This window comes from Bacillus sp. 166amftsu, from assembly GCF_900107445.1.
In the GTDB taxonomy this organism is placed as follows: Bacteria; Bacillota; Bacilli; order Bacillales; family Bacillaceae_G; genus Bacillus_A; species Bacillus_A arachidis.
Window position 1 is genome coordinate 33703 of record NZ_FNQA01000006.1, and the last position, 25360, is coordinate 59062.

The 25360-nt window shown below is 34.8% G+C and carries 23 protein-coding genes; 17 read left to right on the plus strand and 6 right to left on the minus strand.

Annotated features, from left to right (window positions below; genetic code table 11):
• Positions 1–94: 94 nt before the first annotated feature.
• Positions 95–514, plus strand: coding sequence for an acyl-CoA thioesterase (locus BLV40_RS16145; protein WP_026591633.1), 420 nt, complete (start codon positions 95–97; stop codon positions 512–514).
• Positions 515–544: 30 nt separating this feature from the next.
• Here BLV40_RS16145 and BLV40_RS16150 read toward each other — a convergent pair whose 3' ends face one another.
• Together BLV40_RS16150 and plsY are read right to left on the minus strand one after the other, a co-directional pair.
• Positions 545–835, minus strand: coding sequence for a HesB/YadR/YfhF family protein (locus BLV40_RS16150; protein WP_090691759.1), 291 nt, complete (start codon positions 833–835; stop codon positions 545–547).
• Between the two features lie 108 nt (positions 836–943).
• Positions 944–1537 carry a glycerol-3-phosphate 1-O-acyltransferase PlsY gene (gene plsY, locus BLV40_RS16155; RefSeq protein WP_026591631.1) on the minus strand — a complete coding sequence of 198 codons (594 nt, stop codon included), beginning with the start codon at positions 1535–1537 and terminating at the stop codon, positions 944–946.
• A gap of 226 nt (positions 1538–1763) precedes the next feature.
• Between plsY and BLV40_RS16160 the strand changes: the two genes are divergently transcribed.
• The 8 genes from BLV40_RS16160 (at position 1764) to BLV40_RS16200 (ending at position 12647) form a co-directional block, all read left to right on the plus strand.
• Positions 1764–3620: an anaerobic ribonucleoside triphosphate reductase gene (locus BLV40_RS16160; RefSeq protein ID WP_090691762.1), complete on the plus strand. Its 1857-nt coding sequence runs from the start codon at positions 1764–1766 to the stop codon at positions 3618–3620.
• The gene (gene nrdG / locus BLV40_RS16165) at positions 3617–4069 is read left to right on the plus strand and encodes an anaerobic ribonucleoside-triphosphate reductase activating protein (RefSeq protein WP_026591629.1); all 453 of its coding nucleotides are present in this window, start codon (positions 3617–3619) and stop codon (positions 4067–4069) included. Before BLV40_RS16160 ends, nrdG begins: the two co-directional genes overlap by 4 nt.
• A gap of 18 nt (positions 4070–4087) precedes the next feature.
• Positions 4088–4765, plus strand: coding sequence for a response regulator transcription factor (locus BLV40_RS16170; protein WP_026591628.1), 678 nt, complete (start codon positions 4088–4090; stop codon positions 4763–4765).
• 315 nt (positions 4766–5080) lie between these two features.
• Positions 5081–6313 carry a S1C family serine protease gene (locus BLV40_RS16175; protein ID WP_026591627.1) on the plus strand — a complete coding sequence of 411 codons (1233 nt, stop codon included), beginning with the start codon at positions 5081–5083 and terminating at the stop codon, positions 6311–6313.
• Between the two features lie 71 nt (positions 6314–6384).
• Positions 6385–6798, plus strand: coding sequence for a CoA-binding protein (locus tag BLV40_RS16180; protein ID WP_090691765.1), 414 nt, complete (start codon positions 6385–6387; stop codon positions 6796–6798).
• A 375-nt stretch (positions 6799–7173) separates the two neighbouring features.
• The gene (gene parE, locus BLV40_RS16190; protein WP_026591625.1) at positions 7174–9138 is read left to right on the plus strand and encodes a DNA topoisomerase IV subunit B; all 1965 of its coding nucleotides are present in this window, start codon (positions 7174–7176) and stop codon (positions 9136–9138) included.
• Between the two features lies 1 nt (position 9139).
• Entirely contained in the window at positions 9140–11563 is a 2424-nt protein-coding gene (gene parC, locus BLV40_RS16195) for a DNA topoisomerase IV subunit A (RefSeq protein ID WP_026591624.1), read from the plus strand.
• A 433-nt stretch (positions 11564–11996) separates the two neighbouring features.
• Positions 11997–12647, plus strand: coding sequence for a hypothetical protein (locus BLV40_RS16200; protein ID WP_090691768.1), 651 nt, complete (start codon positions 11997–11999; stop codon positions 12645–12647).
• Between the two features lie 41 nt (positions 12648–12688).
• Here the strand turns inward: BLV40_RS16200 and BLV40_RS16205 are convergent, their stop codons facing one another.
• From BLV40_RS16205 to BLV40_RS16215, 3 genes are all read right to left on the minus strand, one after another.
• On the minus strand, positions 12689–13039 hold the full coding sequence (locus BLV40_RS16205) for a hypothetical protein (RefSeq protein ID WP_090691771.1): 351 nt from the start codon (positions 13037–13039) through the stop codon (positions 12689–12691).
• Between the two features lie 222 nt (positions 13040–13261).
• Positions 13262–13687, minus strand: coding sequence for a thioredoxin family protein (locus BLV40_RS16210; RefSeq protein ID WP_090691774.1), 426 nt, complete (start codon positions 13685–13687; stop codon positions 13262–13264).
• A complete protein-coding gene (locus tag BLV40_RS16215) occupies positions 13684–14121 on the minus strand; it encodes a disulfide oxidoreductase (RefSeq protein WP_090691776.1) in 438 nt (145 codons plus the stop codon). Before BLV40_RS16215 ends, BLV40_RS16210 begins: the two co-directional genes overlap by 4 nt.
• A 515-nt stretch (positions 14122–14636) precedes the next feature.
• Between BLV40_RS16215 and BLV40_RS16220 the strand changes: the two genes are divergently transcribed.
• Entirely contained in the window at positions 14637–15665 is a 1029-nt protein-coding gene (locus BLV40_RS16220; protein ID WP_090691779.1) for an oxidoreductase, read from the plus strand.
• Positions 15666–15744: 79 nt separating this feature from the next.
• Here BLV40_RS16220 and BLV40_RS16225 read toward each other — a convergent pair whose 3' ends face one another.
• On the minus strand, positions 15745–16371 hold the full coding sequence (locus BLV40_RS16225) for a TetR/AcrR family transcriptional regulator (protein WP_139265551.1): 627 nt from the start codon (positions 16369–16371) through the stop codon (positions 15745–15747).
• Between the two features lie 137 nt (positions 16372–16508).
• Here BLV40_RS16225 and BLV40_RS16230 point away from each other — a divergent pair, with 137 nt between their 5' ends.
• From BLV40_RS16230 to BLV40_RS16260, 7 genes are all read left to right on the plus strand, one after another.
• Positions 16509–17402, plus strand: a complete 894-nt coding sequence (locus BLV40_RS16230) for an ABC transporter ATP-binding protein (protein WP_090691786.1) — start codon at positions 16509–16511, stop codon at positions 17400–17402.
• A complete protein-coding gene (locus BLV40_RS16235; RefSeq protein WP_090691789.1) occupies positions 17395–18201 on the plus strand; it encodes an ABC transporter permease subunit in 807 nt (268 codons plus the stop codon). The genes BLV40_RS16230 and BLV40_RS16235 overlap by 8 nt, the downstream gene beginning before the upstream one ends.
• A gap of 151 nt (positions 18202–18352) precedes the next feature.
• Positions 18353–18886, plus strand: a complete 534-nt coding sequence (locus BLV40_RS16240; RefSeq protein WP_026591615.1) for a sigma-70 family RNA polymerase sigma factor — start codon at positions 18353–18355, stop codon at positions 18884–18886.
• A 14-nt stretch (positions 18887–18900) separates the two neighbouring features.
• Positions 18901–19890, plus strand: coding sequence for an anti-sigma factor (locus tag BLV40_RS16245; RefSeq protein ID WP_090691793.1), 990 nt, complete (start codon positions 18901–18903; stop codon positions 19888–19890).
• Between the two features lie 69 nt (positions 19891–19959).
• Positions 19960–21009: an LCP family protein gene (locus BLV40_RS16250; RefSeq protein ID WP_090691796.1), complete on the plus strand. Its 1050-nt coding sequence runs from the start codon at positions 19960–19962 to the stop codon at positions 21007–21009.
• A 392-nt stretch (positions 21010–21401) separates the two neighbouring features.
• Positions 21402–23108: a peptide ABC transporter substrate-binding protein gene (locus tag BLV40_RS16255; RefSeq protein WP_139265552.1), complete on the plus strand. Its 1707-nt coding sequence runs from the start codon at positions 21402–21404 to the stop codon at positions 23106–23108.
• 338 nt (positions 23109–23446) lie between these two features.
• Positions 23447–25159 carry a peptide ABC transporter substrate-binding protein gene (locus BLV40_RS16260; protein ID WP_090691800.1) on the plus strand — a complete coding sequence of 571 codons (1713 nt, stop codon included), beginning with the start codon at positions 23447–23449 and terminating at the stop codon, positions 25157–25159.
• The last annotated feature ends 201 nt before the right edge of the window (positions 25160–25360 follow it).

Genomic DNA, 25360 nt, shown 5'->3' on the forward strand with positions numbered 1-25360 from the left:
CAGTAAAAGATCCACCGTTTCTATTTTATTTTTGATTTCACTGTATTATGATTAAATGTATGCGAGGAAACAGAAGTGAGAAGGAGATTATGATATGTTTGTAGCAGAACACGAAATTGAAATCCGCTATGCGGAAACAGATCAAATGGGTGTGGTTTACCATTCAAACTATTTAGTATGGCTAGAATTAGGGCGTACAAAATTGATACAGGAATTAGGGTTTTCATATATTGAAATGGAGAAAGAAGGAGTTATTTCTCCAGTGTTAGATTTACAAATTTCATATCGGAAAGCAATGCGTTATGGAGAAAGAGCAATTGTGAAAACATGGATTGATTCAGTTAGTCCACTTCGTGTTACATATGGATATGAAATTTATAATGGTGATGGAGACCTTTGTATTACCGCTACAACAACAAATATTTGTGCGAAAAAAGATGGTTTTCGTCCCGTATCCTTTAAGAAATTATATCCTGAGTGGTATGCGAAGTATGAAGAGATTAAGAAAAAATAAAAAAGCGCGTGGATTTCGCCACGCGCTTTTTTATTTTTCATAATTAAATTGTGGAAAGTCATCCCCAGTATTAAAGGTAACGGCTAGGTCGTGTCCATCAAAGAACCATTCATCATCACCTTCAACAAAGAAAGTAATACCCTCTTCTTGAATTTGAACAGCAGGATGCGCAGGGTCATCTTTACGGATTCCTAAAGAAAGCCCTTTTTGAACAGTACTACAACCACCATATTGTACGAAAAAGCGAATTGTATCGCCAGATTGTAAGTTTAATTCATCTTTATACCAATTTACTGCTTCATTTGTTACAGAAAGGTTCATGTATAGTTCCTCCAAGTTATGTTGCTTTTTCTATAGTATAAAAAATAACGCAAAAAGACGCTATTAATATGCTTTGCGTTTTCTTTTTGCGTTATGTGGGTTGCAACCTTACTTTTGTTTCTTTGTTAAATTTGCTTTCGGTTCAGTTTTATTTATAATTCGTCCAATATTTGCACGGTGTCTATAAATAACCATACCAGCTAATAAACACATTGCAACAATAAAGATTTTATCCCCAGTAACAATTGATGCGATAACAGCAACAACAGCTGTTACCATAGAAGAAAGTGATACGTATCTCGTTGTAAATAGAAGGGTGAAAAAGATAACGGCTAATATCGCAAAGATGACTGGCGCATAACATAAGAGTACGCCAGCAGAAGTTGCAACTGCTTTTCCTCCGCGGAATTTTGCAAAGATTGGGTATACATGTCCAAGAACTGCAGCCAATCCAAACCAAAGGGGATGGATATCTAAGGCGAAAATTAACGGCAGAGCTGTCGCTAACGTTCCCTTTAAAATATCAGCAATTGTAACGATAAAGCCTGCTTTTTTCCCTAGTGTCCGAAATGTATTCGTTCCTCCTAAATTACCGCTACCATGCTCGCGAATGTCGATTCCGTAACCAATTTTTCCAACAACAAGTGCAAATGGAATCGAGCCAAGTAAATACGCAACGATAAATAAAAGATATGTAAGCATAAGTTCAGTCTCCTTTATTCAAATGTGTTGATAAAGGGTAAAAAGAGTTTTTCCCGTATATTGTACCATACATTTGTAAAGAGCACATTTCTTTTTTGTAAATGAAAAATTCAAAGTTTCTTAAAAAAACTTTCACAGGAATGTTACATTTCTCACAGATTGATCAAGACTATATGTTGTATCATTTTGTTAGTGAATGAACAAGATGTAGTTGGAGGTTTTAGAAATGATGAAACAAAGTGAGCGTGGAGAAGAATTAGTGAAGATGTTTGAAACAATTGTCCACGGGAATGAACAGGATTTAATGCAAGAAAATGCAAATGTTGATGGACGATCCCCTATGGGAATGATGGGAACATTTGCATCTGAGAGTGCAAAATATTATGCAGTGGAACATTTGCTTTCTGAACAAGTAAAAAAAGCAATCAATCAAAATATATTATATCCACATGATATGGATTTTTATGCGACAGGTACGACAACGTGTTCGCAAATTCCTTTAGCACAACTGCTTGAAAACGGATTTCATACAGGGCATGGACATATGAGGCAACCACAAGATATTAAAAGTGCGTTGGCACTTTCTTCGATTATTCTTCAAGCCAATCAAAACATGCAGCACGGTGGTCAATCCTTTGCCATGTTTGATATGGATTTAGCACCATATGTGAGAAAAACATTTGAAAGAAATAAGAAAAGATTAGGGGCGTATCCGTTAACAAAAGAGCAAGTAGAAGAGTTTGCATGGAAAGAAACAGAGAATGATACGTATCAAGCGTGTGAAGCTTTTATTCATAATTCAAATAGCATGCATAGCCGGGGCGGTGGGCAAGTTCCGTTTATTTCAATTAACTATGGAACAGATATATCAAAAGAAGGGCGGTTGTTAGTTAGACAATTATTACGGGCGACAAAAGCTGGGTTAGGAAAAGGTGAAACACCTATTTTCCCTATTCAAATTTTCAAACTAAAAAAAGGTGTCAATTTTGAAGAAAATGATCCGAACTATGATTTATTTGAATTGGCATTAGAAACGACAGCAGAACGCTTATTCCCGAACTTTTCATTTTTAGATGCACCATTTAATGCAGTGCATTATGATGGTCGTCCAGAAAGTGAAGTATGTTATATGGGGTGTCGAACTCGTGTTATGTCTAATATTCATGGAGAAGAGACTGCGATTGGTAGAGGGAATTTATCTTTTACATCTATTAATTTGGTGAAATTAGCATTAATTAGCGGTTCACAAGAAGCGTTTTTTGAAGCTTTAAATTATTATATAGATCTTGGTATTCATCAACTACTCGAACGGTTTGCTTATCAATGTACGAAGAAGGCAAGAGATTTTCACTTTTTATATTCACAAGGAATATGGAGAGGCGGAGAAAAGCTAAACCCTGAAGATTCTGTTGCTGAAATTTTAAAACAAGGAACGTTAAGTATTGGTTTTATCGGTCTTGCAGAATGTTTAGTTGCTTTAACAGGAAAACATCATGGGGAAGATACAGAATCATGGAATCTTGGAAATGAAATTGTGGCATTAATGAGACAGAAGATGGATCAAGCCACGAAAGAACATCAGCTGAATTTCTCCTTAATTGCAACACCTGCTGAAGGGTTATCAGGAAAGTTTGTTAAAAAAGATCGAGAGGAATTTGGAACCATTAGTGGTGTGACAAATCATAATTATTATACAAATTCATTCCATATTCCGGTTTATTATAACATTCAAGCAATTGATAAAATACGTTTAGAAGGACCGTTTCACACACTTTGTAATGGTGGACATATCACGTATATTGAATTAGATGGAGCGGCGGTTCATAACCAAAAGGCATTGAAACAAATCGTACAGGCGATGGCAGAGTATGGGGTCGGATATGGATCCATAAATCACCCTGTGGATCGTTGTAAATGCTGTGGCTATCATGGTGTCATCAAAAATGAATGTCCAAATTGTGGAACCGAGGATGAGAATGAAATAGAGAGAATTCGCCGTATAACAGGATATCTTGTAGGAGATATGTCCAAATGGAATAGTGCAAAGCGCAGTGAAGAAGCAGATCGGGTGAAACATAAATGAGAGTAATGAATATTATTCATGATAGTGTAGTAGATGGAGAAGGATTGCGGACAGTCATATTTTTTGCGGGCTGTCCGCATCGTTGTTTAGGATGTCATAATCCTAAGTCATGGAATATTTGTAATGGTACTGAAATGACCGTAGAAGAAATTGTAAAAGAGATTGCCAAAAATGTGCTTACTGATGTAACATTTTCAGGTGGAGATCCATTTTTTCAAGCTGCTGAAGTGAAGAAGGTAGCAAAAGCGGTGAAGGCTTTGAAAAAAAACTTATGGATTTACACAGGTTATACATTAGAAGAGATACAGAGTTCTCAAAATAATGATATGATAGAGTTGTTACATTATGGGGATGTTCTTGTCGATGGAAGGTTTGAAATTGAAAAAAGAGACTTGACACTTCCATTTCGCGGAAGCTCCAATCAACGTATTATTCGATTGAAAGAGTAAAAAGGCGGGATAGGTTAGATGAACAAAACGGTATTGCTTGTTGAAGATGAAAGAAGATTACGAGAAATTGTTAGTGATTATTTTCGCAATGAAGGTTTTGAAGTAATAGAAGCTGAAGACGGAAAACAAGCGTTAGAATTATTTGCGGAACATACAATTGATTTAATTATGTTAGATATCATGTTGCCAGAGATAGATGGCTGGTCTGTGTGTCGTCGTATTCGAAAAGAGTCGGCGGTACCAATTATTATGCTTACAGCACGTTCTGACGAAGATGACACATTGTTAGGTTTTGAACTTGGGGCTGATGAATATGTAACAAAGCCTTTTAGCCCCAAAGTACTAGTAGCTAGGGCGAAAACTTTATTAAAGCGTGCTGATGGGGCAGTAGGGATTGCCGAAGAGAATACACTCTCTATGGCTGGAATCGATGTGAATCGTCTTTCACGTACGGTATCGGTAAATGGAGAAGAAATTATATTAACGCATAAAGAATTCGAACTTCTTGTGTATTTAATGGAGAACAAAGGAATCGTATTATCACGCCAGCATTTATTAGATCAACTTTGGGGATATGATTATTATGGTGATGATCGTACTGTAGATACACATATAAAAAAATTACGTAATAAGTTAGGTGACAAAGCAAAACATATCGGGACTGTCATTCGAGTGGGATATAAGTTTGAGGAATAACTCTTAAATATTATGTAATTCAACTTAGAGATATTTATAAATACAAATGGAAAAACGGTAGAAAAGCATTCTTTTTGAGGGAAGTTTCCTTTTGGCTCTTCGTAATAGCAACTTATATGTTGAAAAAATATATAGGTTGGGAATATAGTACATTTACACCCTTTTTTGTAAGTGAAAATGTACAAATTATAGTTTTTTTGTCTACAATATTGAATAAGGGTATTATTTTAATTGGATTTCACGATGAGTTCACAAGAAGGACACAAAATGTGACTATACTGAAACTATGAATTCAGCAGAGAGGGGATATCAATTATGGGATATTATGACGGATCAAATATGAATGAAGAGCATAGTGAAACGAGAGAAAGCAAAAAATCAGGTAGTAAAAAAGGATACTTTTTTACAGGTCTAGTTGGAGCAGTTATCGGAGCTGTATCCATTAGTTTCGTAGCACCATATATGCCATGGACAAATGGGAACGGGACGGTTTTAACTTCTAATTCAAAAGTAGAGGGAACTGTGGTTCCTGTTGTAAATAAAGCAAAAAATGAAACAGATTTACCGGGTATGATTGAAGGAGCTAAAGAGGTTGTTGTAGGTGTAATTAACATGCAACAAAATATTGATCCATTTGCAATGCAGCCAGCAGAGCAAGAAGAAACGAAAGCTGGATCAGGATCGGGTGTAATTTACAAAAAAGCAGGGAATAAGGCTTTGATTGTAACGAATAATCACGTAGTAGAGGGAGCAAACAAGCTTGCAGTAAAACTAAGTAATGGTAAAACAGTGGAGGCAAAACTAGTTGGTAAAGACCCTTGGTTAGACTTAGCTGTTGTAGAGATTGATGGATCTAATGTTAATAAAGTGGCAACGCTTGGCGATTCAAGTAAAATTCGCGCTGGTGAATCGGCAATTGCAATTGGGAATCCACTAGGTTTTGATGGTAGTGTGACAGAAGGGATTATTAGTAGTAAAGAGCGTGAAATTCCAGTTGATATTAATGGTGACAAACGTGTGGATTGGGAAGCGCAAGTTATTCAAACAGACGCAGCAATTAACCCTGGGAACAGCGGAGGCGCGCTATTTAATCAAAATGGTGAAGTCATCGGAATCAACTCTAGTAAGATTGCACAGCAAGAAGTAGAGGGAATTGGTTTTGCAATTCCAATCAATATAGCAAAACCAGTGATTGACTCTCTTGAAAAAGATGGTACAGTAAAACGTCCAGCAATGGGAGTTACAGTTGCATCTCTAGAAGAGATACAACCATATGCACTAGGTCAATTAAAGTTGCCAAAAGATGTAACAAGTGGTGTTCTCTTAAGTAAAGTTTATTCAGTTTCACCAGCTGAAAAAGCGGGACTTCAGCAATATGATATTGTTGTAGCACTAGATGGACAAAAGGTTGAAAATACGCTTCAATTCCGTAAGTATTTATATGAGAAGAAAAAAGTTGGCGATAAAGTTGAAGTTACATTCTACCGAAATGGTGAAAAAATGACGAAAACAGTTACTCTTGCGGATAACTCTGCTGCTACCAATTAATAAAGAAGTCTCTTTCGTATTGAAAGAGGCTTTCTTTATCGGCTATACTAAAAGAATAGGAGGGATTTAGTATGGTAATTGAAAACCCAACTCGTACGGAAATTGGTGAAATATTGAAAAATAGTAAAACAATTGCGGTTGTTGGATTATCCGATAAACTAGAACGTACATCATACATGGTTTCAAAAGCAATGCAGGATGCAGGGTATCGTATTATTCCAGTAAACCCGTCCGTAGATGAAGTACTAGGAGAAAAAGCTGTTCCGTCATTAAAAGATATTAAGGAACATGTTGATATTGTAAATGTATTCCGCCGTTCTGAATTTTTAATGGATGTTGCAAAAGAATTTGTCGAGATTGACGCGGATGTTTTTTGGGCACAATTAGGAGTACAAGATGAAGATACATATAGGTTTTTAAAGGAAAAGGGCTATACTGTTATTATGGATCGTTGCATTAAAGTAGAACATGCGATGACGAAGTAGTCTAGATATTGAAAATGAAAGGTCAATTCAGCTCAGGATAACATTTGAAAACTGGGCAGATGAACGAGGTGTTCATCATGAGATTTTTTAAAGGCTGTTTTTGGGGATTGCTACTGGTTATCCCATTTTGGATAATTGTCATTTGGTTAATTATCAAATGGTGGAGTATGTAATTTGGAATACATATCCATTTCTCGTTGACAAACGATTATTTTTCTGAAATAGTAGCCTAGAGGAATCCTTGTGAAAAAACAAGGATTTTTCTATTGAAAATGGTATATAAAAGACATAACATAACTTGCCAAAAGTATGGTTAAGGAGTTATTCTATAATAGAAACATATGTTCTGATTTGATTAGGAAAGGGGCAAGGAGTTTGGCGAAGCATCAATTTCAATATAACGAAGATGCCATTCAAGTGCTTGAAGGTCTTGAAGCCGTGCGAAAACGCCCGGGTATGTATATCGGGAGTACAGATAGCCGTGGATTGCATCATTTAGTATACGAAATAGTAGATAACTCCGTTGATGAAGCATTAGCGGGATTTGGTGACGAAATTTCTGTCATAATACATAAAGATAATAGTATTAGTGTTATTGATAAAGGGCGTGGAATGCCTACGGGAATGCATAAGCTTGGAAAACCTACACCTGAAGTCATTTTAACTGTACTTCATGCAGGTGGTAAGTTTGGACAAGGCGGTTATAAAACGAGTGGTGGTTTACACGGTGTTGGTGCATCGGTTGTAAATGCTTTATCAGAATGGCTCGTTGTAACTATTAAACGTGATGGGAATATATACGAACAACGTTTTGAAAATGGTGGTGTTCCTGCAACAACACTAGAGAAAATCGGAAAAACGAAACAATCTGGAACAACGATGCATTTTAAACCAGATCCATCTATTTTCAGTACAACAAATTATAACTACGAAACGTTATGTGAGAGATTGCGTGAATCTGCATTTCTGTTAAAAGGCATGAAAATCACTTTAAAAGATGAACGAAATGATTTAGAAGATGTTTTTCATTATGAAACAGGAATTGAAGCTTTTGTTGCTTATTTAAACGAAGAAAAGGACTCAATCCATCCGGTTGTATACTTCGCTGGTGAACAAAATGGGATTGAAGCAGAACTTGCATTTCAATTTAACGATGGCTATTCAGAAAATATTCTTTCATTCGTAAACAATGTACGTACGAAAGATGGCGGGACACATGAAGCGGGATTTAAAACAGCGATGACACGTGTTTTTAATGAATACGCTCGTAAAGTCTCAATGTTAAAAGAGAAAGATAAAAATTTAGAAGGTACAGATATTCGCGAAGGGTTAGCGGCAATTGTTTCTGTACGTGTACCGGAGGATTTACTACAATTTGAAGGTCAAACAAAAGGGAAGCTTGGAACAAGTGAAGCCCGTTCATCTATAGATGCGATTGTGTCCGAACACTTAGCATACTTTTTAGAAGAAAATCCAGACGTAGCAACACTTCTTGTGAAAAAAGCAATTAAAGCAGCACAAGCCCGTGAAGCAGCACGAAAAGCAAGAGAAGAAGCAAGGACTGGTAAGAAGAAAAAGCGTTCAGAAGGAACATTGAGCGGGAAGTTAACACCTGCGCAATCACGAAATCCGCAGAAGAACGAACTATATTTAGTAGAGGGTGACTCTGCCGGTGGTTCTGCAAAGCAAGGACGTGATCGCCGTTTCCAAGCAGTTCTACCACTACGAGGTAAAGTAATTAACACGGAAAAAGCAAAGCTTGCTGATATTTTCAAGAATGAAGAGATTAATACCATCATTTATGCAATTGGCGGTGGTGTTGGAAACGAATTTTCTGTCGAGGATATTAACTATGATAAAGTTGTAATTATGACTGATGCCGATACAGACGGTGCCCATATTCAAGTATTATTACTTACATTCTTCTACCGTTATATGAAGCCGTTAATTGAGGCAGGTAAAGTATTTATTGCTCTTCCACCTTTATATAAAGTAAGTAAAGGAAAAGGGAAAAGTGAAGTAATTGAATATGCATGGTCGGATGAAGAGTTAGATGGTGTGACGAAAAAAGTTGGTAAGGGATATATGTTGCAGCGCTATAAAGGTCTAGGTGAAATGAACGCGGATCAGTTATGGGAAACGACAATGAATCCAGAAACGCGGACATTAATTCGTGTGAAAATTGATGATGCGGCAAGAGCGGAACGACGCGTGACCACATTAATGGGTGATAAAGTAGAACCACGTCGTAAATGGATTGAACGCAATGTACAATTTGGTATGCAAGAAGAAGGAAATATTTTGGAAAATGAAATGATTATGGAGACGGAGGTGGAATAACATGCAAGCAGAGAAGTTTCATGACCTCCCGCTTGAAGACGTGTTAGGTGATCGTTTTGCACGTTACAGTAAATATATTATTCAAGACCGCGCGCTACCAGACGCGCGTGACGGTTTAAAGCCGGTACAACGTCGTATTTTATATTCCATGTATGTAGAAGGAAACGTACATGATAAGGCGTTTCGTAAATCGGCCAAAACAGTTGGTAATGTTATTGGTAATTACCATCCACATGGCGATTCCTCTGTATATGAGGCGATGGTTCGTCTAAGTCAAGATTGGAAAGTACGTAACGTCTTAGTTGAAATGCATGGGAATAATGGTAGTGTGGATGGTGACCCAGCGGCAGCGATGCGTTATACAGAAGCGCGGTTATCGCCGATTGCCTCTGAATTGCTTCGTGATATTGATAAAGAAACAGTAGAATTTGTAGCGAACTTTGATGATACAAGTGAAGAGCCAGTCGTACTGCCAGCGATGTTCCCAAACCTATTAGTAAATGGTTCAACAGGAATTTCTGCTGGTTACGCAACCGAGATTCCGCCGCATCATCTTGGTGAAGTAATCGATGCTACAATGATGCGTATTGACAAGCCAAATAGTTCCGTTGATGACTTATTAACAGTAATTAAAGGACCTGACTTTCCAACAGGTGGTATTATTCAAGGGATTGATGGAATTAAAAAAGCGTATGAAACAGGAAAAGGAAAAATCATCATTCGCGGAAAAGCAGAAGTTGAAACCATCCGTGGTGGTAAACAACAAATTGTTATTACAGAAATTCCATATGAAGTAAATAAGGCAAATCTAGTAAAGAAAATGGATGAATTACGTCTAGATAAAAAACTAGATGGAATTGCTGAAGTACGTGATGAGACGGATCGTACGGGTCTTCGTATTGTTGTAGAATTGAAAAAAGAAGCAAATGCAGAAGGTATTTTAAATTATTTATATAAAAATACGGATTTACAGGTGCCATATAACTTTAATATGGTAGCTATTAATAACCGTCGTCCGACGCTTATGACATTACCGAAAATTCTAGATGCGTATATTGGGCATCAAAAAGAGGTTGTTACACGTCGTTCAGAATATGAACTTAGAAAAGCAGAAACCCGCCAGCATATAGTGGCAGGCTTAATGAAAGCATTATCGATTTTAGATGAGGTAATTGAAACAATTCGAGCATCTAAAGATAAACGTAATGCAAAAGATAATTTAAGTGCAAAATTTGGATTTACAGAAGCACAAGCGGAAGCAATTGTATCACTGCAATTGTATCGTTTAACAAATACAGATATTACAGCACTAGAAAAAGAAGCGGAAGAACTAGAAAAGAAAATTACAGAATTACAAGCGATTTTACAAAGTGAGAAAAGGCTTCTTCAAGTAATAAAAACAGATTTGAAGAGAGTAAAGAAAACGTATAGTGATAATCGCCGTGCCGTTATTGAAGAGGAAATTGAAGAAATAAAAATCGATGTGGAAGTTATGATTCCACAAGAGGATGTCATCGTTACTGTAACGAAAGAAGGGTATGTGAAGCGAACGGGTTGGCGCTCACATAACGCATCGAACGGAAAAGACTTCGGTATGAAAGAGGGCGACATCTTACTTGAGCGTTTCGATACAAACACAACAGAAACGGTTCTTTTATTCACGAATAAAGGAAACTATATTTATCTTCCAGTGTACGAAATGCCAGATATTCGTTGGAAAGATTTAGGTCAGCATGTTGCGAATATTGTTTCGCTCGATAGGGATGAAACATTAATTTGGGCGACTGTTGTACCGAATTTCGAGGAAGAAAAGCGATTTATCGTATTCGTAACGCGAAATGGTATGATCAAAAAAACGGAACTAAATCAGTACAAGGTTCAGCGCTATTCAAGAGCGTTTGTTGCTGTGAACCTGAAAAAAGATGATGAAGTTGTAGATATATTCACAACAGATGGAACAAGTGATATTGTTCTTGCAACACATGGTGCATATGCACTTATTTTTGATGAAGAAGAAGTAAGTCCAGTTGGTGTAAGGGCGGCTGGTGTAAAAGCGATTAATTTAAAGGAAGATGACTATGTTGCTTCTGGTAAACCGTTAGATGGTGAAAAAGATCAACTTATTCTCATAACGCAGCGCGGTGCAGTGAAACGATTAAAAGCATCTGAAATTGAAAAATCAACAAGGGCAAAGCGAGGTCTTGTTATCTTTAAAGAGTTAAAACGTAATCCGTACCGTATTGTTGGTATTGAAATTGTTCGTGATGATGAACTTGTTTATATGAAAACAGAAAAACAGATTGTAGAAGAAATAGATCCAAAAGTATTTCGTAATAAAGACCGGTATAGCAACGGTAGTTTAGTGTTAGATGTTAGTGAGACCGGTGAAGTGGTTGAGACATGGACGAAGAAACGGATAGAATGAATAAACGATAGTAAATATTCCAATTAAATATACGCATTTTATTAGTGAAAACCATGTTCTATATTATATAGAGCATGGTTTTTTTGAAATATTGGAAGCTTTAATTCTAATACATTTTAGGATTTATCCCGTATTAACGGACAGTATCACTCTTAAGTCAAATTTCAGTGAAGAGCAAAGAAGTGGGAGATGAATGCCCGATTGGTTCAACTAACCATAAGTAGGGGGAAGAAACCTGCCACTCATGGAAGTTTTACTTTATAAAATTCCTGTTGTACAAAATAAGTATCTTTACATAAATTTTCTCAATATAGAATTACATAAATTCTTGAATTGAATATTTAAAAATTCAAACTATTAATTTACAATAACTTAAGAACTATGGAACAGTAACAAATGTATGAACTATATTCTGTAATAAAGGAGTCCATAAATGAAAAAAGTATATTCCTTTTTAATGACTGTATCTACATGTATATTTATATCGGCTTGTTCCAATCAAACAAATTCTGAAAAAGAGGTAGAACCTGATACTAAAAAAGCGCCAATAGCTGAAACTAATGTGAAAACTAAGCCTTATACAGAGCCATTAACACACGTAGGACAAGAGGCAAAGCATCCACTTGGAACAGTGACTCTAAAGCAATTAAGTGAGCCTAATACAATGATAGAAGCAGGGCCTCTTCATATTCAAGTAGAAAGAATTAAGGTGATCCAGAGTACAGAAGTAAGTGAAATTGGGAAATACAACTTAAAAGAACGAGGACTAAGTACAGAGCAAATGAATGCAATACAATTTACAACCACTTTAGAAAATACTTCAGATCAAGTGCTTGATTTGGAACAAGGTCCTTTTAAAACACTTGTTTTAAGTAATGGTGAGGAAGTAGATGTATATAAAATGAATGCGGACCCAAAAAGTCGAAGTTTAAATGCGAAGGAGAAAATGAAGTTAACACTAATTTGTTTCTTACCTCAAGCTCCAAATGATGTTAAATCCGTAAAAGTAATTACTGATGTGATACGAGAGCAGCAAACAAAAAATGAGGTGAGTGGAGTAACCACTACTGATATTACTATGTAAAAAGAAAACAGCCTGATGAGGCTGTTTTCTTTTGTTTCCAATTAAAAAGCGCAGTATCCAACAACTGGTTTAGAAGAACCAGTTTTAATGAAATAGTCAGGAGCAAAGCCTTGATCTAACTCGCCACCATAGCCATTATCATCTACAAAATCCCAAACATTACTTCCCATATAAGATTCGCCATTCACATAGCAAAACAACCACAGATTAGTGCCATCTGGAATGTTTGATTCAGTCCTTGTACCATTTATTGTCGGAGTCGTACGAAGATCTAGCCCAGAACCTGTTTTTTGTACCGGATAAAAAGCAGCTTCCGTTACCGATTGACTTGCAAATAAAACTGAACCAGCTACTGCTACTGAAGCAATTGATAATGCAACTTTTTTAAACATACGTGTTACCTCCTAATAAATTATATTTTATTGCAGATGGGGAATCCCCCGCATACCTATCAAGTATCATCTTTTATTTAAGATTGATAAGCATGAGGGAGAGCCCCTTTCTCCCCATAAATGAATAGAATGTATGTTTAAAAATAAAGCTAATGTTTGTTTCTTTATCAATACTCTAGTTACTAGTTTGAAAAAATAGTGTTTTTGGTAAAACATAAATTCTTATTTGTTGTTTTCAAACCATGTTTGAAACGTTTGTAAAGGTTGTTCTCCTAATATACGATTCATTTCCTTTCCATCTTTGTAAGAAATAATTGTAGGTGTTCCTTTTATCTGAAACATAGTCCAACCTTGTTTATACTCTTCTAGATTCAAAACTTGCATATCGATATTCATATTTTTTGCCATAGGAACTACAATTGGTGAAATCTTTTGGCAATGCGGACAGGTCGTTTTGTAAAAATAAACTACTTTTGTTTTGTGATTTGATAGATCTTGTTGCAATTGTTCGGGGGTAATTTGATTTTTATAATAATCTACCTTTTCAGTACTTGTGGTTTTTTCACTTTTTGTTCCTTTATTGGTTAGAATAAAAATAAGTGTAAATATTGATAAAATAGTAATCATGAAAAAAAGCATTTTTTTCATATACTGTTTCTCTCCTTGCTTACTTTAATAAGAATAAAGCCACAAATAATAATAATAAGAAAGGCTATTAGAGCGAGAAATGGGATTGTAATAAATCCGAACCAATTTAAATAATCACCTGCGCAAGGTATTCTCCCACATGATGTTCCGTTTTCAGATAAAAATGGGATTTTTTGAAGGGAATAGTGATAAGCAGCTATACATGCACCAATGATAGCGAGAACCAAACTGTAAATCCCAATCCTATAATCTTTCCGTATAATAGCCGTCCCTAGTAAAAGAACTAGTGGATACATGAGAATACGTTGGTACCAGCATAATGTACAGGGCTCATATTTCATTATTTCAGATAGATATAAACTTCCGATGGTTGCAATAAAAGAAACACACCAGCTACTAAACAATATGTATTCTAGTTTTTTTGTATTGCTCATAACTTCAACCTTCCTTGTTTAAGAGATGAAAATCATGTAATAAAGGCTTTTAGAAAATAGAACATGAGTAATTGCAAAATGATTAGCTCAAGAGTTATTATAAATTATGTTTTTGTTTTGTATATTGAGAAAATTTTGTGTTTATAAAATCTTATAGAAGAATAAAGTAAATAAGATGAGATAAATGTAAAGAGTTAGTGCTTAGGGCGGACAATAGTTTTCTTAGCTTGATGGCAATGAGGACAATTTTCCTTATCTTCTATATTTTTCTCCCGCTATGCGTGGGCAGTAAGATCACCACTTCAAAACTCAGTAAAAGCAAAGAAATTAGATGAGACTCAACTGCTTATAAAATCCGGATCGGTAAGAGCTAATAATCAGCGGGTTATGAATAAAACCCTACTGAATAAAGTTTTCCTTCATTTGTATCAATCTAAGAATGAGCAAATGGTTATGTAAATAAAATAAAACTTGATATAATAATTATGAAATCGTTCTCAAATATGGAGGAATATATGAAAAAAATAGGAGTAGGGATTGTCGGATTTGGATTTTCTAGTACTACATTTCACATCCCTTTATTACAAACGATTGATGAATATGATATTCGTGCGATTGTATCTTCAAAAGAAGATATAGTGAAACAAGCGTTACCGAATGTGCAGGTTGTTAGTAATATTGATGAATTAGTGACAAGAGATGACATTGACCTTGTTGTCATTACGTCACCAAATACAACGCATTTTCCATTTGTAAAAGAAGCTATTGTGCATGGTAAACATGTCGTTGTAGAAAAACCGTTTGTTGTTTCAGTTGAAGAAGGAGAAGAGCTTATTAGATTGGCGAAAGAGCATGATGTAGTTGTTAGTGTGTATCATAATCGCCGCTTTGATAATGATTTCTTAACAATAAAGAAATTGATTGAGGAAAAACAAATTGGGAATGTGTATACATATGAAGCACATTTTGATCGTTTCCGTCCTCATGTACGTGATCGCTGGCGTGAAAAGAATTTACCAGGTTCAGGGATTTTATATGATTTAGGATCGCATTTAATTGACCAAGCATTACATTTGTTTGGAAAACCAGATGCCATTAGTGCAGATGTAGTAAAACAACGGCCTGGAGCAGAAACGGATGATTATTTCCATATTGCACTTCATTATGGAAGCATGCGTGTCATTTTACACAGTAGTAGTTATGTGAAACATGCGGGACCTCATTTCAATGTTCATGGGGATAAAGGTTCGATTGTAAAATATGGTATGGATTCACAAGAAGACCAATTAAAAGCTGGTATGAAGCCAGGTGACAATGGATATGGAGAAGATTGTGAAAGTAATTTTACTGTTTTAGAAACAGAAGAGGAAGAAAAACGCATTCCAACAGAAGTGGGATGCTATGAAATGTATTATAAAGGAATTCGAGATAGTATAGTAAATGGTGTGCAACCTCCTGTAACAGCTGAAGACGGTTTACAAGTGATTCGATTAATCGAATATGCAATTGAAAGTAGTACAACAGGCAAGGTGATTTTACTATAAATAAAAAAGACACGATTTCGTGTCTTTTTTATTTATAGTATGATGTGAACCGAGTCTTTGAATTGTATGCCTAATTTTTCTAAATGTTATTTTCAGGATTAGAAAGCCCATAAAAAAACATCGTAACAATATCTTGAATATGTTTTTCGCGATCTCCTTCCAATAATTGAGGCCCGTAGTCATCACCTAATTTACTGAACATTTGAATGTATAGTAACATCATTTCTTTTGAAAGATTGGGATTAATTTCATTGTTACGTTGTGCATGTTCTAATATCTCTAAAAACCAAGGCAGGACGGTTTCATTTTGATAACGATATATAAATTCGCGAAGCTCTGAATCTCTTTGGATCACTTGCAACAACATGTCAGGATGAAATAATCCGCCGCTTTCCATTTTTCTAACAATTATTTTATGCAGTATTTCATGGAAAGGCCTGTTTTCGGATGCTAGCTCTTTATAGTATTGGAATTCAGTAGTCGCAAATTCTTGAATAAGTTCTCTAAAAAGAGCGTCTTTACTCCCAAAATGGTTATAAATCGTCACTTGGGATACTTTCGCTTTTTTTGCAATATCCTCTATTTTTACCTCGTTAAATCCACGTTCTGAAAATAATAACAATGCCGCGTCTTTAATGGCGCGTTTTTTCTTTTCTTTCACTTTTTCAAACCCGTTCAATACAATCACCTCACCTAAAATATACAAGAAAATAAAGATGAAGACAATAATTTTGAAATATAGGCTTGTGAAAATTTCAAAAAGTTATTGCTAATATAATTGGAGAGGAGTACAATGATTTTGAAATATAAACAGTTAAATATTTCAAAAAATGAGGTGGGATAATGATTTCAGTTCAAAATATCACAAAGCAATTTTCAAATGGAAAAGGGTTATTTGATATTACTTTTCAAGTAAAAGAAGGTGAAGTTTTCGGTTATCTAGGACCGAATGGTGCAGGGAAATCAACGACGATTCGTAATTTAATGGGATTTATCAAACCAACAGCTGGTCATGCAGAAATTTTTGGATTAGATTGCTGGAATGAGGCTGCGAAAATCCAAAGAGAAGTTGGTTATTTGCCAGGAGAAATTTCTTTTACAGAAGGAATGAATGGATTAGAATTTTTAAAACTAATGCAAGGTATGCGAGGATTGAAAGAAACAAAACGACGTGATGAGCTTATTGAAAGATTACAATTTGATGTGAAAACACCGATTCGAAAAATGTCTAAAGGGATGAAACAAAAGGTAGGCATTGTTGCTGCATTTATGCATGATCCAGAGGTGTTAATTCTAGATGAACCAACATCGGGATTAGACCCACTTATGCAACAAACTTTTATTGATTTAATACTAGAAGAAAAACAAAAAGGAAAGACAATCCTTATGTCGTCACATATTTTCACAGAAATCGAGCGGACATGTGACCGAGTAGCGATTATTAAAGAAGGACGTCTTGTAACAGTGGAAAATATTCATGATTTACAGGGGATGAGAAGACAGGTAATGGATGTAACAGTGTCCTCTCAAGAGGAAATGCGGTCTTTACAAAAGAAAAATTTGCAATTTGAAGCAGTGAAGGGGAATACAGCATCTGTTATTGTGCAGGGGAATTATCAGGAAGTATTACAAATATTTGCACAGTATAATGTAAAAGCACTTCAAACGAGAGCTATGGATTTGGAACATTTATTTATGCATTATTATGATGCGAAAGAGGGTGCAAACCATGAATAAACAGCTGTTTTTAGCTAGCTTTAAAGAAAATTCAAAAAGTATATGGAGTTATTCGATTGGTGCGGCTCTTTATTTATGGTTGTTAATTTGGATATTCCCATCACTCGTATCAGCAAAAGGGTTAAATGAACTGATAGGTGCTATGCCAGAGAGTGTGAAGAAAATAGTTGGTATGGAAACTCCGATTCAAAATGTAAGTGAGTTCTTAGCGGGTGAATACTATGGCATGTTGTTTATTATCATTTTGACGGTTTTTAGTGTAACAGTTGCGACGCACTTAATAGCTCATTATGTAGATAAAGGAGCGATGGCGTATTTACTAGCAACACCTGTATCTAGAGTGAAGATTGCAATAACACAAGCAGTAGTTCTTATTCTTGGATTACTGATTATTACACTTGCTACGTACGGAGCTGGTGTATTAGGAGCAGAGTTGTTCTTAAAAGACAATAATCTAAATCAAGAATTATTTTTCAAGATGAATTTAGTAGGGGGACTTGTATTTTTGGTAGTCAGTGCCTATTCATTTTTATTTTCTTGTCTATGTAATGATGAAAGAAAAGCTCTTAGCTATTCAGCAAGTCTAACCATTTTATTTTATGTATTAAATATGGTGGGGAAATTAAGTGATAAGCTAGAATGGATGAGAAATATATCATTATTCTCACTGTTCCGTCCAGAAGAAATTGTAGCAGGAACATATAACATATGGCCGGTGAGTATTGGGTTAACTTGCGGTGCTATTTGTATCTTTGCAGTAGCGATTGTGTTGTTCAAGAAGAGAGACTTGCCGCTGTAGATGAATATGGTTGAAAAGATAGTTAGTTCATAAAGGAATTAACTATCTTTTTTATTTCTGGAAAATTAAGAAAAAAATGAACCTTTTATCGCACTAAACCGTCTAATAAGTGTAAAGTTTTATTGAGAGAAATAAAACAGGAGGACAAACAGTGAAAGTACTACCGTTATATAAAACTATGGTGAAAGAAGAGACGGATGTTTCTTTAGCTAAAAAAGGTAATCATGAAGCATTTGTTTCCTTAATACATACACATAAAGTTAAGCTTTATCGTATTGCAAAAGCAATGCTACATGATGAAGTTGATATAGAAGATGCGATGCAAACAACAATTTTGAAAGCGTATGAAAATATAAAAAAACTTAAAAATGAGGAGTTTTTTCAAACATGGTTAATACGAATTTTAATTAATCATTGTAATGAAATAATCCGGTCATATAAAAAAGTAATCGCAATGGAAGAGAGTGATTATCAGATGATATCGTTTGACGATTACGAAGATCTAGACTTGCATAATGCAATTCAGTCCTTAAATGAAGAATTAAGAGCTGTAACAGTGTTGTATTATTACGAGGATATGAATCAAGAAAATATTGCAACACTATTAGAAATCCCAAAAGGTACAGTTAAATCAAGATTGTCGAGAGCGAGGGAACAACTACAGGAGCAATTAAAAATGGAATAGGGGGTGCTAATACGATGGATAGAGACAAACTGTTTGATGAAAAGCTGAAAAAGCGAATAGAAAAAGAAAAGACATTGTTACCAGAGCATTTGAATCAGAAAATTAGTAATACGTTACATAATATTCCTGTTCAAAAGAAATCTTACAGAGTTCAAATTATGGCTGTTAGTGCGGCAATACTGGTATTATCACTCGTTTCTATGCTTGAATTTTCTGTGCAAAGTTTTGCACAAAAAGGTGGGGTATTTGAATATGTAACGAAAAAAGCATTTTCAGATTATGAAAATGAAGAAGAAACAAAATCTAACGTGAATTATCCTGAAAAAGAAAAGATTCATCAAAGAATGCTAGATTCAATTGATTATTTTAAAAATGTAACAGGCCAATTTGAAGAATATACGAGATCATCTCATCTTATTACTACTTACAAATATGCAATTGATACAGAGAATAAGAGGGGGATTTCTTCTAAAGAGGATCGGCAATCAAAGAAAATGACAATTTTATATAACAATGGAAAAAGACAGGAATTTAATGATAAAGATGCTACTTATAAAGAAGTGGATTGGAGGCCTGAACCAAAAAACAAAGAATTACTAAAATTAACTCCTACCGAAAGGGTCTTTAATAAAGTAGGAGAGAAGAAACGATATGACGGTGAATATGTCGGATTCGCTACATACAGTATTCAATCTGAGTTTGCAGATTTGTTAATTAGATATAAAGATTGGAATTTCAAAGAAATAAAGTATCTTGGATTAGATTGTTACAAAATAGAGGGTGTTATAAATATAGAGATGCCTGTTAGTACATCAGAAGATTTACAGGGGGAATTTGAAATGATTGTTGAAAAAAATACGGGAATCATGCTAAATTTTCTTAGTTTCGATAAAGGGATGATTCAGTATTCTATTACTACAGAAAAGATACAAATAAATAAAAGAATAAATGAAAACGTATATCAAAAAGATGTATCTTCATACGAAAAATTGAAAATGTATTGAGTAAATAAGGAATTTGTCATTTTGTCAGTTTTTAATTTGTATAGAATAATAAGAATCGGGGGAAATAATGTGGAGAAGAGTGTACTTTCACGTGAAAAAAAGAATAAGAAAAAATCTAAAAAAAGAAGAGTCATAGGCATATTTTTAGGGATCTTGTTAGCTAGTGGCGTTGGATACGGTACGTACCTATACAATAAAGCTTCAAATGCGGTGCAAAAAGCATCGCTCAGCCTAGCGCGTGGTGAGAAATCTGACTTACGTGAGGAAGTTGTAAAGCCAATAACCAATAATGTTTCTCTCTTAATTATGGGTATTGATGAAAATAAGGAGCGTCAAAAAGAATACAATGGTTCGTTTCATACAGATGCATTATTACTAGCGACTTTTAATAAAGATGATAAAACAGTCAAATTAATTAGTATACCACGTGATACATATACATATGTTCCAATTGAAAAGAAAAAGGATAAAATAACTCATGCATATGGAAGAGGTTTTGTAAAGAATGGAAAGGATGGAGGGCCACAAGCTTCTGTTGAAGCAGTAGAAAAATTATTACATGTACCGGTTGATTATTTTGTGAAATTCAATTTCAATTCGTTTATAAAAATTGTTGATGATTTAGGTGGCATTGAAATAGATGTTCCGATTGAGTTTTCTGAACAAAATAGTAAAGATGAGCCTGATGCTATCCATTTGAAAAAAGGAATACAAACATTAACTGGTGAACAAGCACTCGCTCTTGCAAGAACGCGGCATATTGATAGTGATGCCATGAGAGGACTGCGTCAGCAGCTCGTCATTGAAGCAATCTTAAAAAAATTAAAAAGCGTAGGGTCGGTTACAAAAATAGGGAAAATGATTGATGCTGTAGACGGTGATTTTAAGACAAACTTAGCTTTGGCTGACATGCTGTCGTTTTACAAATATGGTTTAAATGCTTCAATTGAGAAAATACAATTAACCGGAGATGATCTATATTTACCAAATGGTCCGAATGGTGAACGAGTATATTATTATAATCCAGACACAAAGAGTTTAAGAGAACTTAGCAATAAACTTCAAAGCCATCTTGAATTAAGTGAACAGCAAATTAAAAAAGAAGGTGAAGAGGGTTAAGATGTATAACACATACAATATAAAAATTTTTTAGTAAAGCAGATAATTATAAACGTCTGCTTTTATATTTTGTTAAGAAAGGATTTACTAGAATTATACATTATTTATTAACAATAATTCAGAAGAGTTTTCTTTACAATTGGAATAAATAGAAGAAAAATCAAATGCATGTAGGAATACAAAAAAATGCTATATCAACGTAGTGGCATGTTTATGAATATTAGTGCAATAAAATAATTTTTATAAAATTTTTAATAATAATACTTTACAAAAAACAAAAAATTAGTAGAATAATAGTTAATAGAAATCTTTTGATAAGAATATAAAGAAAAACAGAATTATCAGAAATTTCTTAATCTAGAAACGTACAAGAAATTAGGGAGGGTACAAAAGTGAAAAAGAAAAAGATGAAAAAACTAACAGCAGTCGTAGCACCAGTTTTAGCAATGAGTATGGCATTAACGGCATGTTCTACAGGTGGAGACAAAAAAACAAGTACGAATTCAAGCGGAAGTGATAGTAAATCTGATGCTAAATTAGCAGCAAAACAAGTACTGAATCGTACAGAAACAAACGAAATTCCAACGATGGATACTTCCAAAAGTACAGATACTCTTGGATCACAAATCTTAGGGAATACAATGGAAGGATTATATCGCCTTGATAAAGATAATAAGCCAATCCCAGCTGCAGCTGAATCCAGCACGAAAAGTGAAGATGGCAAAAAATATACATTTAAACTTCGTAAAGATGCAAAATGGTCAAACGGTGATCCAGTAACAGCGAAAGACTTCGTGTATGCGTGGCAACGTTTGTTAGATCCAAAGACAGCTGCAGAGTACGCATTTATTGCATATTACATTAAAAATGCAGAAGCGATTAATCAAGGAAAAGCAGAAGTATCTACACTAGGTGCAAAAGCGGTAGATGATTACACACTTGAAGTTGAACTAGAAAACGCAGTTCCGTATTTCTTAAACTTAACAGCATTCCCATCGTACTACCCATTAAATGAAAAGTTTGTAAAGGAAAAAGGAGAGAAGTTCGGCTTAGAATCTGATACAGTGGTTTATAATGGACCGTTTGTTCTAACTGATTGGAAACATGAGCAAGGATGGAAACTGAAGAAAAATGATAGTTATTGGGATAAAAAGAATGTGAAGTTAGATGAGATTAACTACAGTGTTGTTAAAGACATGGCAACTCGTGTAAATCTATATGATAGTGGTGAGATTGACTTTACTTTATTAAGTGGAGAGTTTGTTGATAAATATAGAAATAACAAAGAAGAGTTTGGTGTATATTCTGAACCAAGTACATTCTTCTTACGTTTAAACCAAAAACGCGGTGGTCAAGATACACCATTAAAGAGCAAGAAATTACGTGAAGCGATTGCGTTGTCAATTAATAAAAAAGATTTAGCAAATGTAATCTTAAATGATGGTTCTAAGCCTGCTGACTACTTAGTACCAAAAGGATTAGCAAAAAGTCCTGATGGGAAAGACTTCCAAGAGGAGTTTAAAAACGGCTTAAAGAATGATACGAAAAAAGCAGCGGCAGCATGGGAAGAAGCGAAAAAAGAACTTGGTAAAGATCAAGTGACACTAGAGTTCTTAAACTATGATACAAGTAATGCGAAAAAAGTTGGAGAATATGTAAAAGACCAAGTTGAGAAAAACTTAAAAGGTGTAACAGTAAATATTAAAATGCAGCCGTTCAAACAAAAGTTAAAGTTAGAATCTGAACAAGATTACGATTTCTCATATGCTGGATGGAGCCCAGACTATGCGGATCCAATGACATATTTAGATATGTTCGAATCAACAAACTCTCAAAACCAAATGGGTTACTCAAATCCGAAATATGATGAAATCATCAAAAAAGGAAAAACAGAGTTAATGGCAGATGCGAAGAAACGTTGGGGAGAGTTAGGGAAGGCAGAAAAACTGTTGCTTGAAGAAGATGTAGCGCTTGTACCATTACATCAGAATGCTAGATCATATGTAATGAAACCAAACGTAAAAGGTGTTGTAAAACATAACATCAGTCCAGAATATAGCTTCAAGTGGGCTTACGTAACAGAAGAAAATAGTAAGTAATGAAGATAAAAGCATTTCTAAAGGTAGGGTGTCTACTTTGAGAGGTGCTTTTTTCTATGTAGTGAATCTTACTTATAGAGGCTTTCGTTACTAGAAGGCATATATATAAAGAATAAGAAATATACTTTTCTCATATAGTGAATGGTAATTTCTTGCAAATTAGTGTAACGAAAGCACATCGTTATTATAGTAGAAAGTATTTTCTGTATTTTCAAAAAATAACTTTACAAAACATAAAAAAACAGTAGAATATTAATTAATAAGAATTTTCTGATAATATAAATATATCAGAAAAATAGAGAGGTATTATCGTACATAAAATTAGGGAGGGTATACAAATGAAAAAGAAAAAGATTAAGAAGCTAACGGCGGTTGTAGCACCAGTTTTAGCAATGAGTATGGCATTATCAGCATGCTCGGGATCAGGTGGAGATAAGAAGACAAGTACAACGTCTAATAGTGGTGAAGAGAAGAAATCGGATATTAAATATGCGGCAAAACAAGTATTAAATCGTACAGAAAATCAGGAAATTCCAACAATGGATACTTCAAAATCAACAGATACACTTGGTTCGCAAATTTTAGGGAACACGATGGAAGGGCTATATCGCCTTGATAAAGATAATAAACCAATCCCAGCAGCAGCTGAATCCAGCACGAAAAGTGAAGATGGTAAAAAATATACGTTTAAGCTTCGTAAAGATGCAAAATGGTCAAACGGTGATCCAGTAACAGCGAAAGATTTCGTGTTTGCATGGCAGCGCTTACTTGATAAAAACACAGCTTCTGAATATGCGTTTATTGCTTACTATATTAAAAATGCAGAAGCGATTAATAAAGGAGAAGCAGAGCTATCTACATTAGGTGCTAAAGCAGTTGATGATTATACCCTTGAAGTGGAATTAGAAAAACCAGTTCCATACTTTTTAAATTTAACAGCATTTCCATCGTATTACCCGTTAAATGAAAAGTTTGTGAAAGAAAAAGGAGAGAAATTCGGTTTAGAGGCGGATACAGTTGTATATAATGGACCATTCGTAATGTCTGAGTGGAAGCATGAACAAGGTTGGAAATTGAAGAAAAATGATAAGTATTGGGATAAAAAGAGTGTGAAACTAGAAGAAATTAATTATAGTGTTGTAAAAGACGTAGCTACAAAAGTGAACTTATATGATACTAACGCAATTGACTTTACATTATTATCAGGTGAGTTTGTTGATAAATATAAACCAAAGAAAGATGAGTATGGTGAGTATGCAGAATCAAGCACTTTCTTCTTACGTTTAAATGAAAAACGTGGAGGTCAAGATACGCCGCTGAAAAGTAAAAAGTTACGTGAAGCAATTGCATTATCAATTGATAAAAAAGGTTTAGCAAATGTTATCTTAAACAACGGCTCCAAAGCAACAGATCAATTAGTACCAAAAGGACTAGCAAATGGTCCAGACGGTAAAGATTTCACAGAAACATTTAAAAATGGTTTAAAGCAAGACACGAAAAAAGCAGCCGCAGCATGGGAAGAAGCGAAAAAAGAGCTGGGGAAAGACCAAGTGACAATAGAATTGTTAAGTTATGATGATGGAACAGCGAAAAAAGTTGCTGATTATGTAAAAGACCAAATTGAGAAAAACTTAAAAGGTGTAACAATTAATACGAAAATCCAGCCGTTTAAACAAAAGTTAAAACTAGAATCAGCGCAAGACTATGAAATCTCTTACGCAGGTTGGAGCCCAGACTATGCGGATCCGATGACATTTATCGATATGTTTGAAACGAAGAGCCCTTATAACCAAATGAGCTATTCAAACCCAAAATATGATGAAATGGTTAAAAAGGCAGGGAATGAATTAATGTCTGATGCGAAGAAACGTTGGGAGGAGTTAGGAAAAGCAGAAAAACTATTGCTTGAAGAAGATGTAGCGATGGTGCCGTTATATCAAAGAGGCAGTGCGTATGCAATGAAACCAAACGTAAAAGGAATTGTAAAACATAATATCAGTCCAGAATATAGCTTTAAGTGGGCTTATGTAACTGAGGAAGACAAAAAATAATGTTGAATTAGAAAAGCATTTCCAAAGGTAGATAAACTATTTTTGGAGATGCTTTTTCATGTGGATAATCAGTGGGAGATGAAGAAAATCCACACTGATTAAAGTTGTACTTTATTAATTGTTTTATTACTAAAAAAAAATCACGATGTATAAACTATGCAATAAAAGTACTATTTATAAATTTTTAAGATAATATAATCT

Coding starts and splice junctions, on each gene's coding strand:
- BLV40_RS16145 (WP_026591633.1), top strand. CDS start 95: ATGTTTGTAGCAGAACACGAAATTGAAATCCGCTATGCGGAAACAGAT.
- BLV40_RS16150 (WP_090691759.1), bottom strand. CDS start 835: ATGAACCTTTCTGTAACAAATGAAGCAGTAAATTGGTATAAAGATGAA.
- plsY (WP_026591631.1), bottom strand. CDS start 1,537: ATGCTTACATATCTTTTATTTATCGTTGCGTATTTACTTGGCTCGATT.
- BLV40_RS16160 (WP_090691762.1), top strand. CDS start 1,764: ATGATGAAACAAAGTGAGCGTGGAGAAGAATTAGTGAAGATGTTTGAA.
- nrdG (WP_026591629.1), top strand. CDS start 3,617: ATGAGAGTAATGAATATTATTCATGATAGTGTAGTAGATGGAGAAGGA.
- BLV40_RS16170 (WP_026591628.1), top strand. CDS start 4,088: ATGAACAAAACGGTATTGCTTGTTGAAGATGAAAGAAGATTACGAGAA.
- BLV40_RS16175 (WP_026591627.1), top strand. CDS start 5,081: ATGGGATATTATGACGGATCAAATATGAATGAAGAGCATAGTGAAACG.
- BLV40_RS16180 (WP_090691765.1), top strand. CDS start 6,385: ATGGTAATTGAAAACCCAACTCGTACGGAAATTGGTGAAATATTGAAA.
- parC (WP_026591624.1), top strand. CDS start 9,140: ATGCAAGCAGAGAAGTTTCATGACCTCCCGCTTGAAGACGTGTTAGGT.
- BLV40_RS16200 (WP_090691768.1), top strand. CDS start 11,997: ATGAAAAAAGTATATTCCTTTTTAATGACTGTATCTACATGTATATTT.
- BLV40_RS16205 (WP_090691771.1), bottom strand. CDS start 13,039: ATGTTTAAAAAAGTTGCATTATCAATTGCTTCAGTAGCAGTAGCTGGT.
- BLV40_RS16210 (WP_090691774.1), bottom strand. CDS start 13,687: ATGAAAAAAATGCTTTTTTTCATGATTACTATTTTATCAATATTTACA.
- BLV40_RS16215 (WP_090691776.1), bottom strand. CDS start 14,121: ATGAGCAATACAAAAAAACTAGAATACATATTGTTTAGTAGCTGGTGT.
- BLV40_RS16220 (WP_090691779.1), top strand. CDS start 14,637: ATGAAAAAAATAGGAGTAGGGATTGTCGGATTTGGATTTTCTAGTACT.
- BLV40_RS16230 (WP_090691786.1), top strand. CDS start 16,509: ATGATTTCAGTTCAAAATATCACAAAGCAATTTTCAAATGGAAAAGGG.
- BLV40_RS16235 (WP_090691789.1), top strand. CDS start 17,395: ATGAATAAACAGCTGTTTTTAGCTAGCTTTAAAGAAAATTCAAAAAGT.
- BLV40_RS16245 (WP_090691793.1), top strand. CDS start 18,901: ATGGATAGAGACAAACTGTTTGATGAAAAGCTGAAAAAGCGAATAGAA.
- BLV40_RS16260 (WP_090691800.1), top strand. CDS start 23,447: ATGAAAAAGAAAAAGATTAAGAAGCTAACGGCGGTTGTAGCACCAGTT.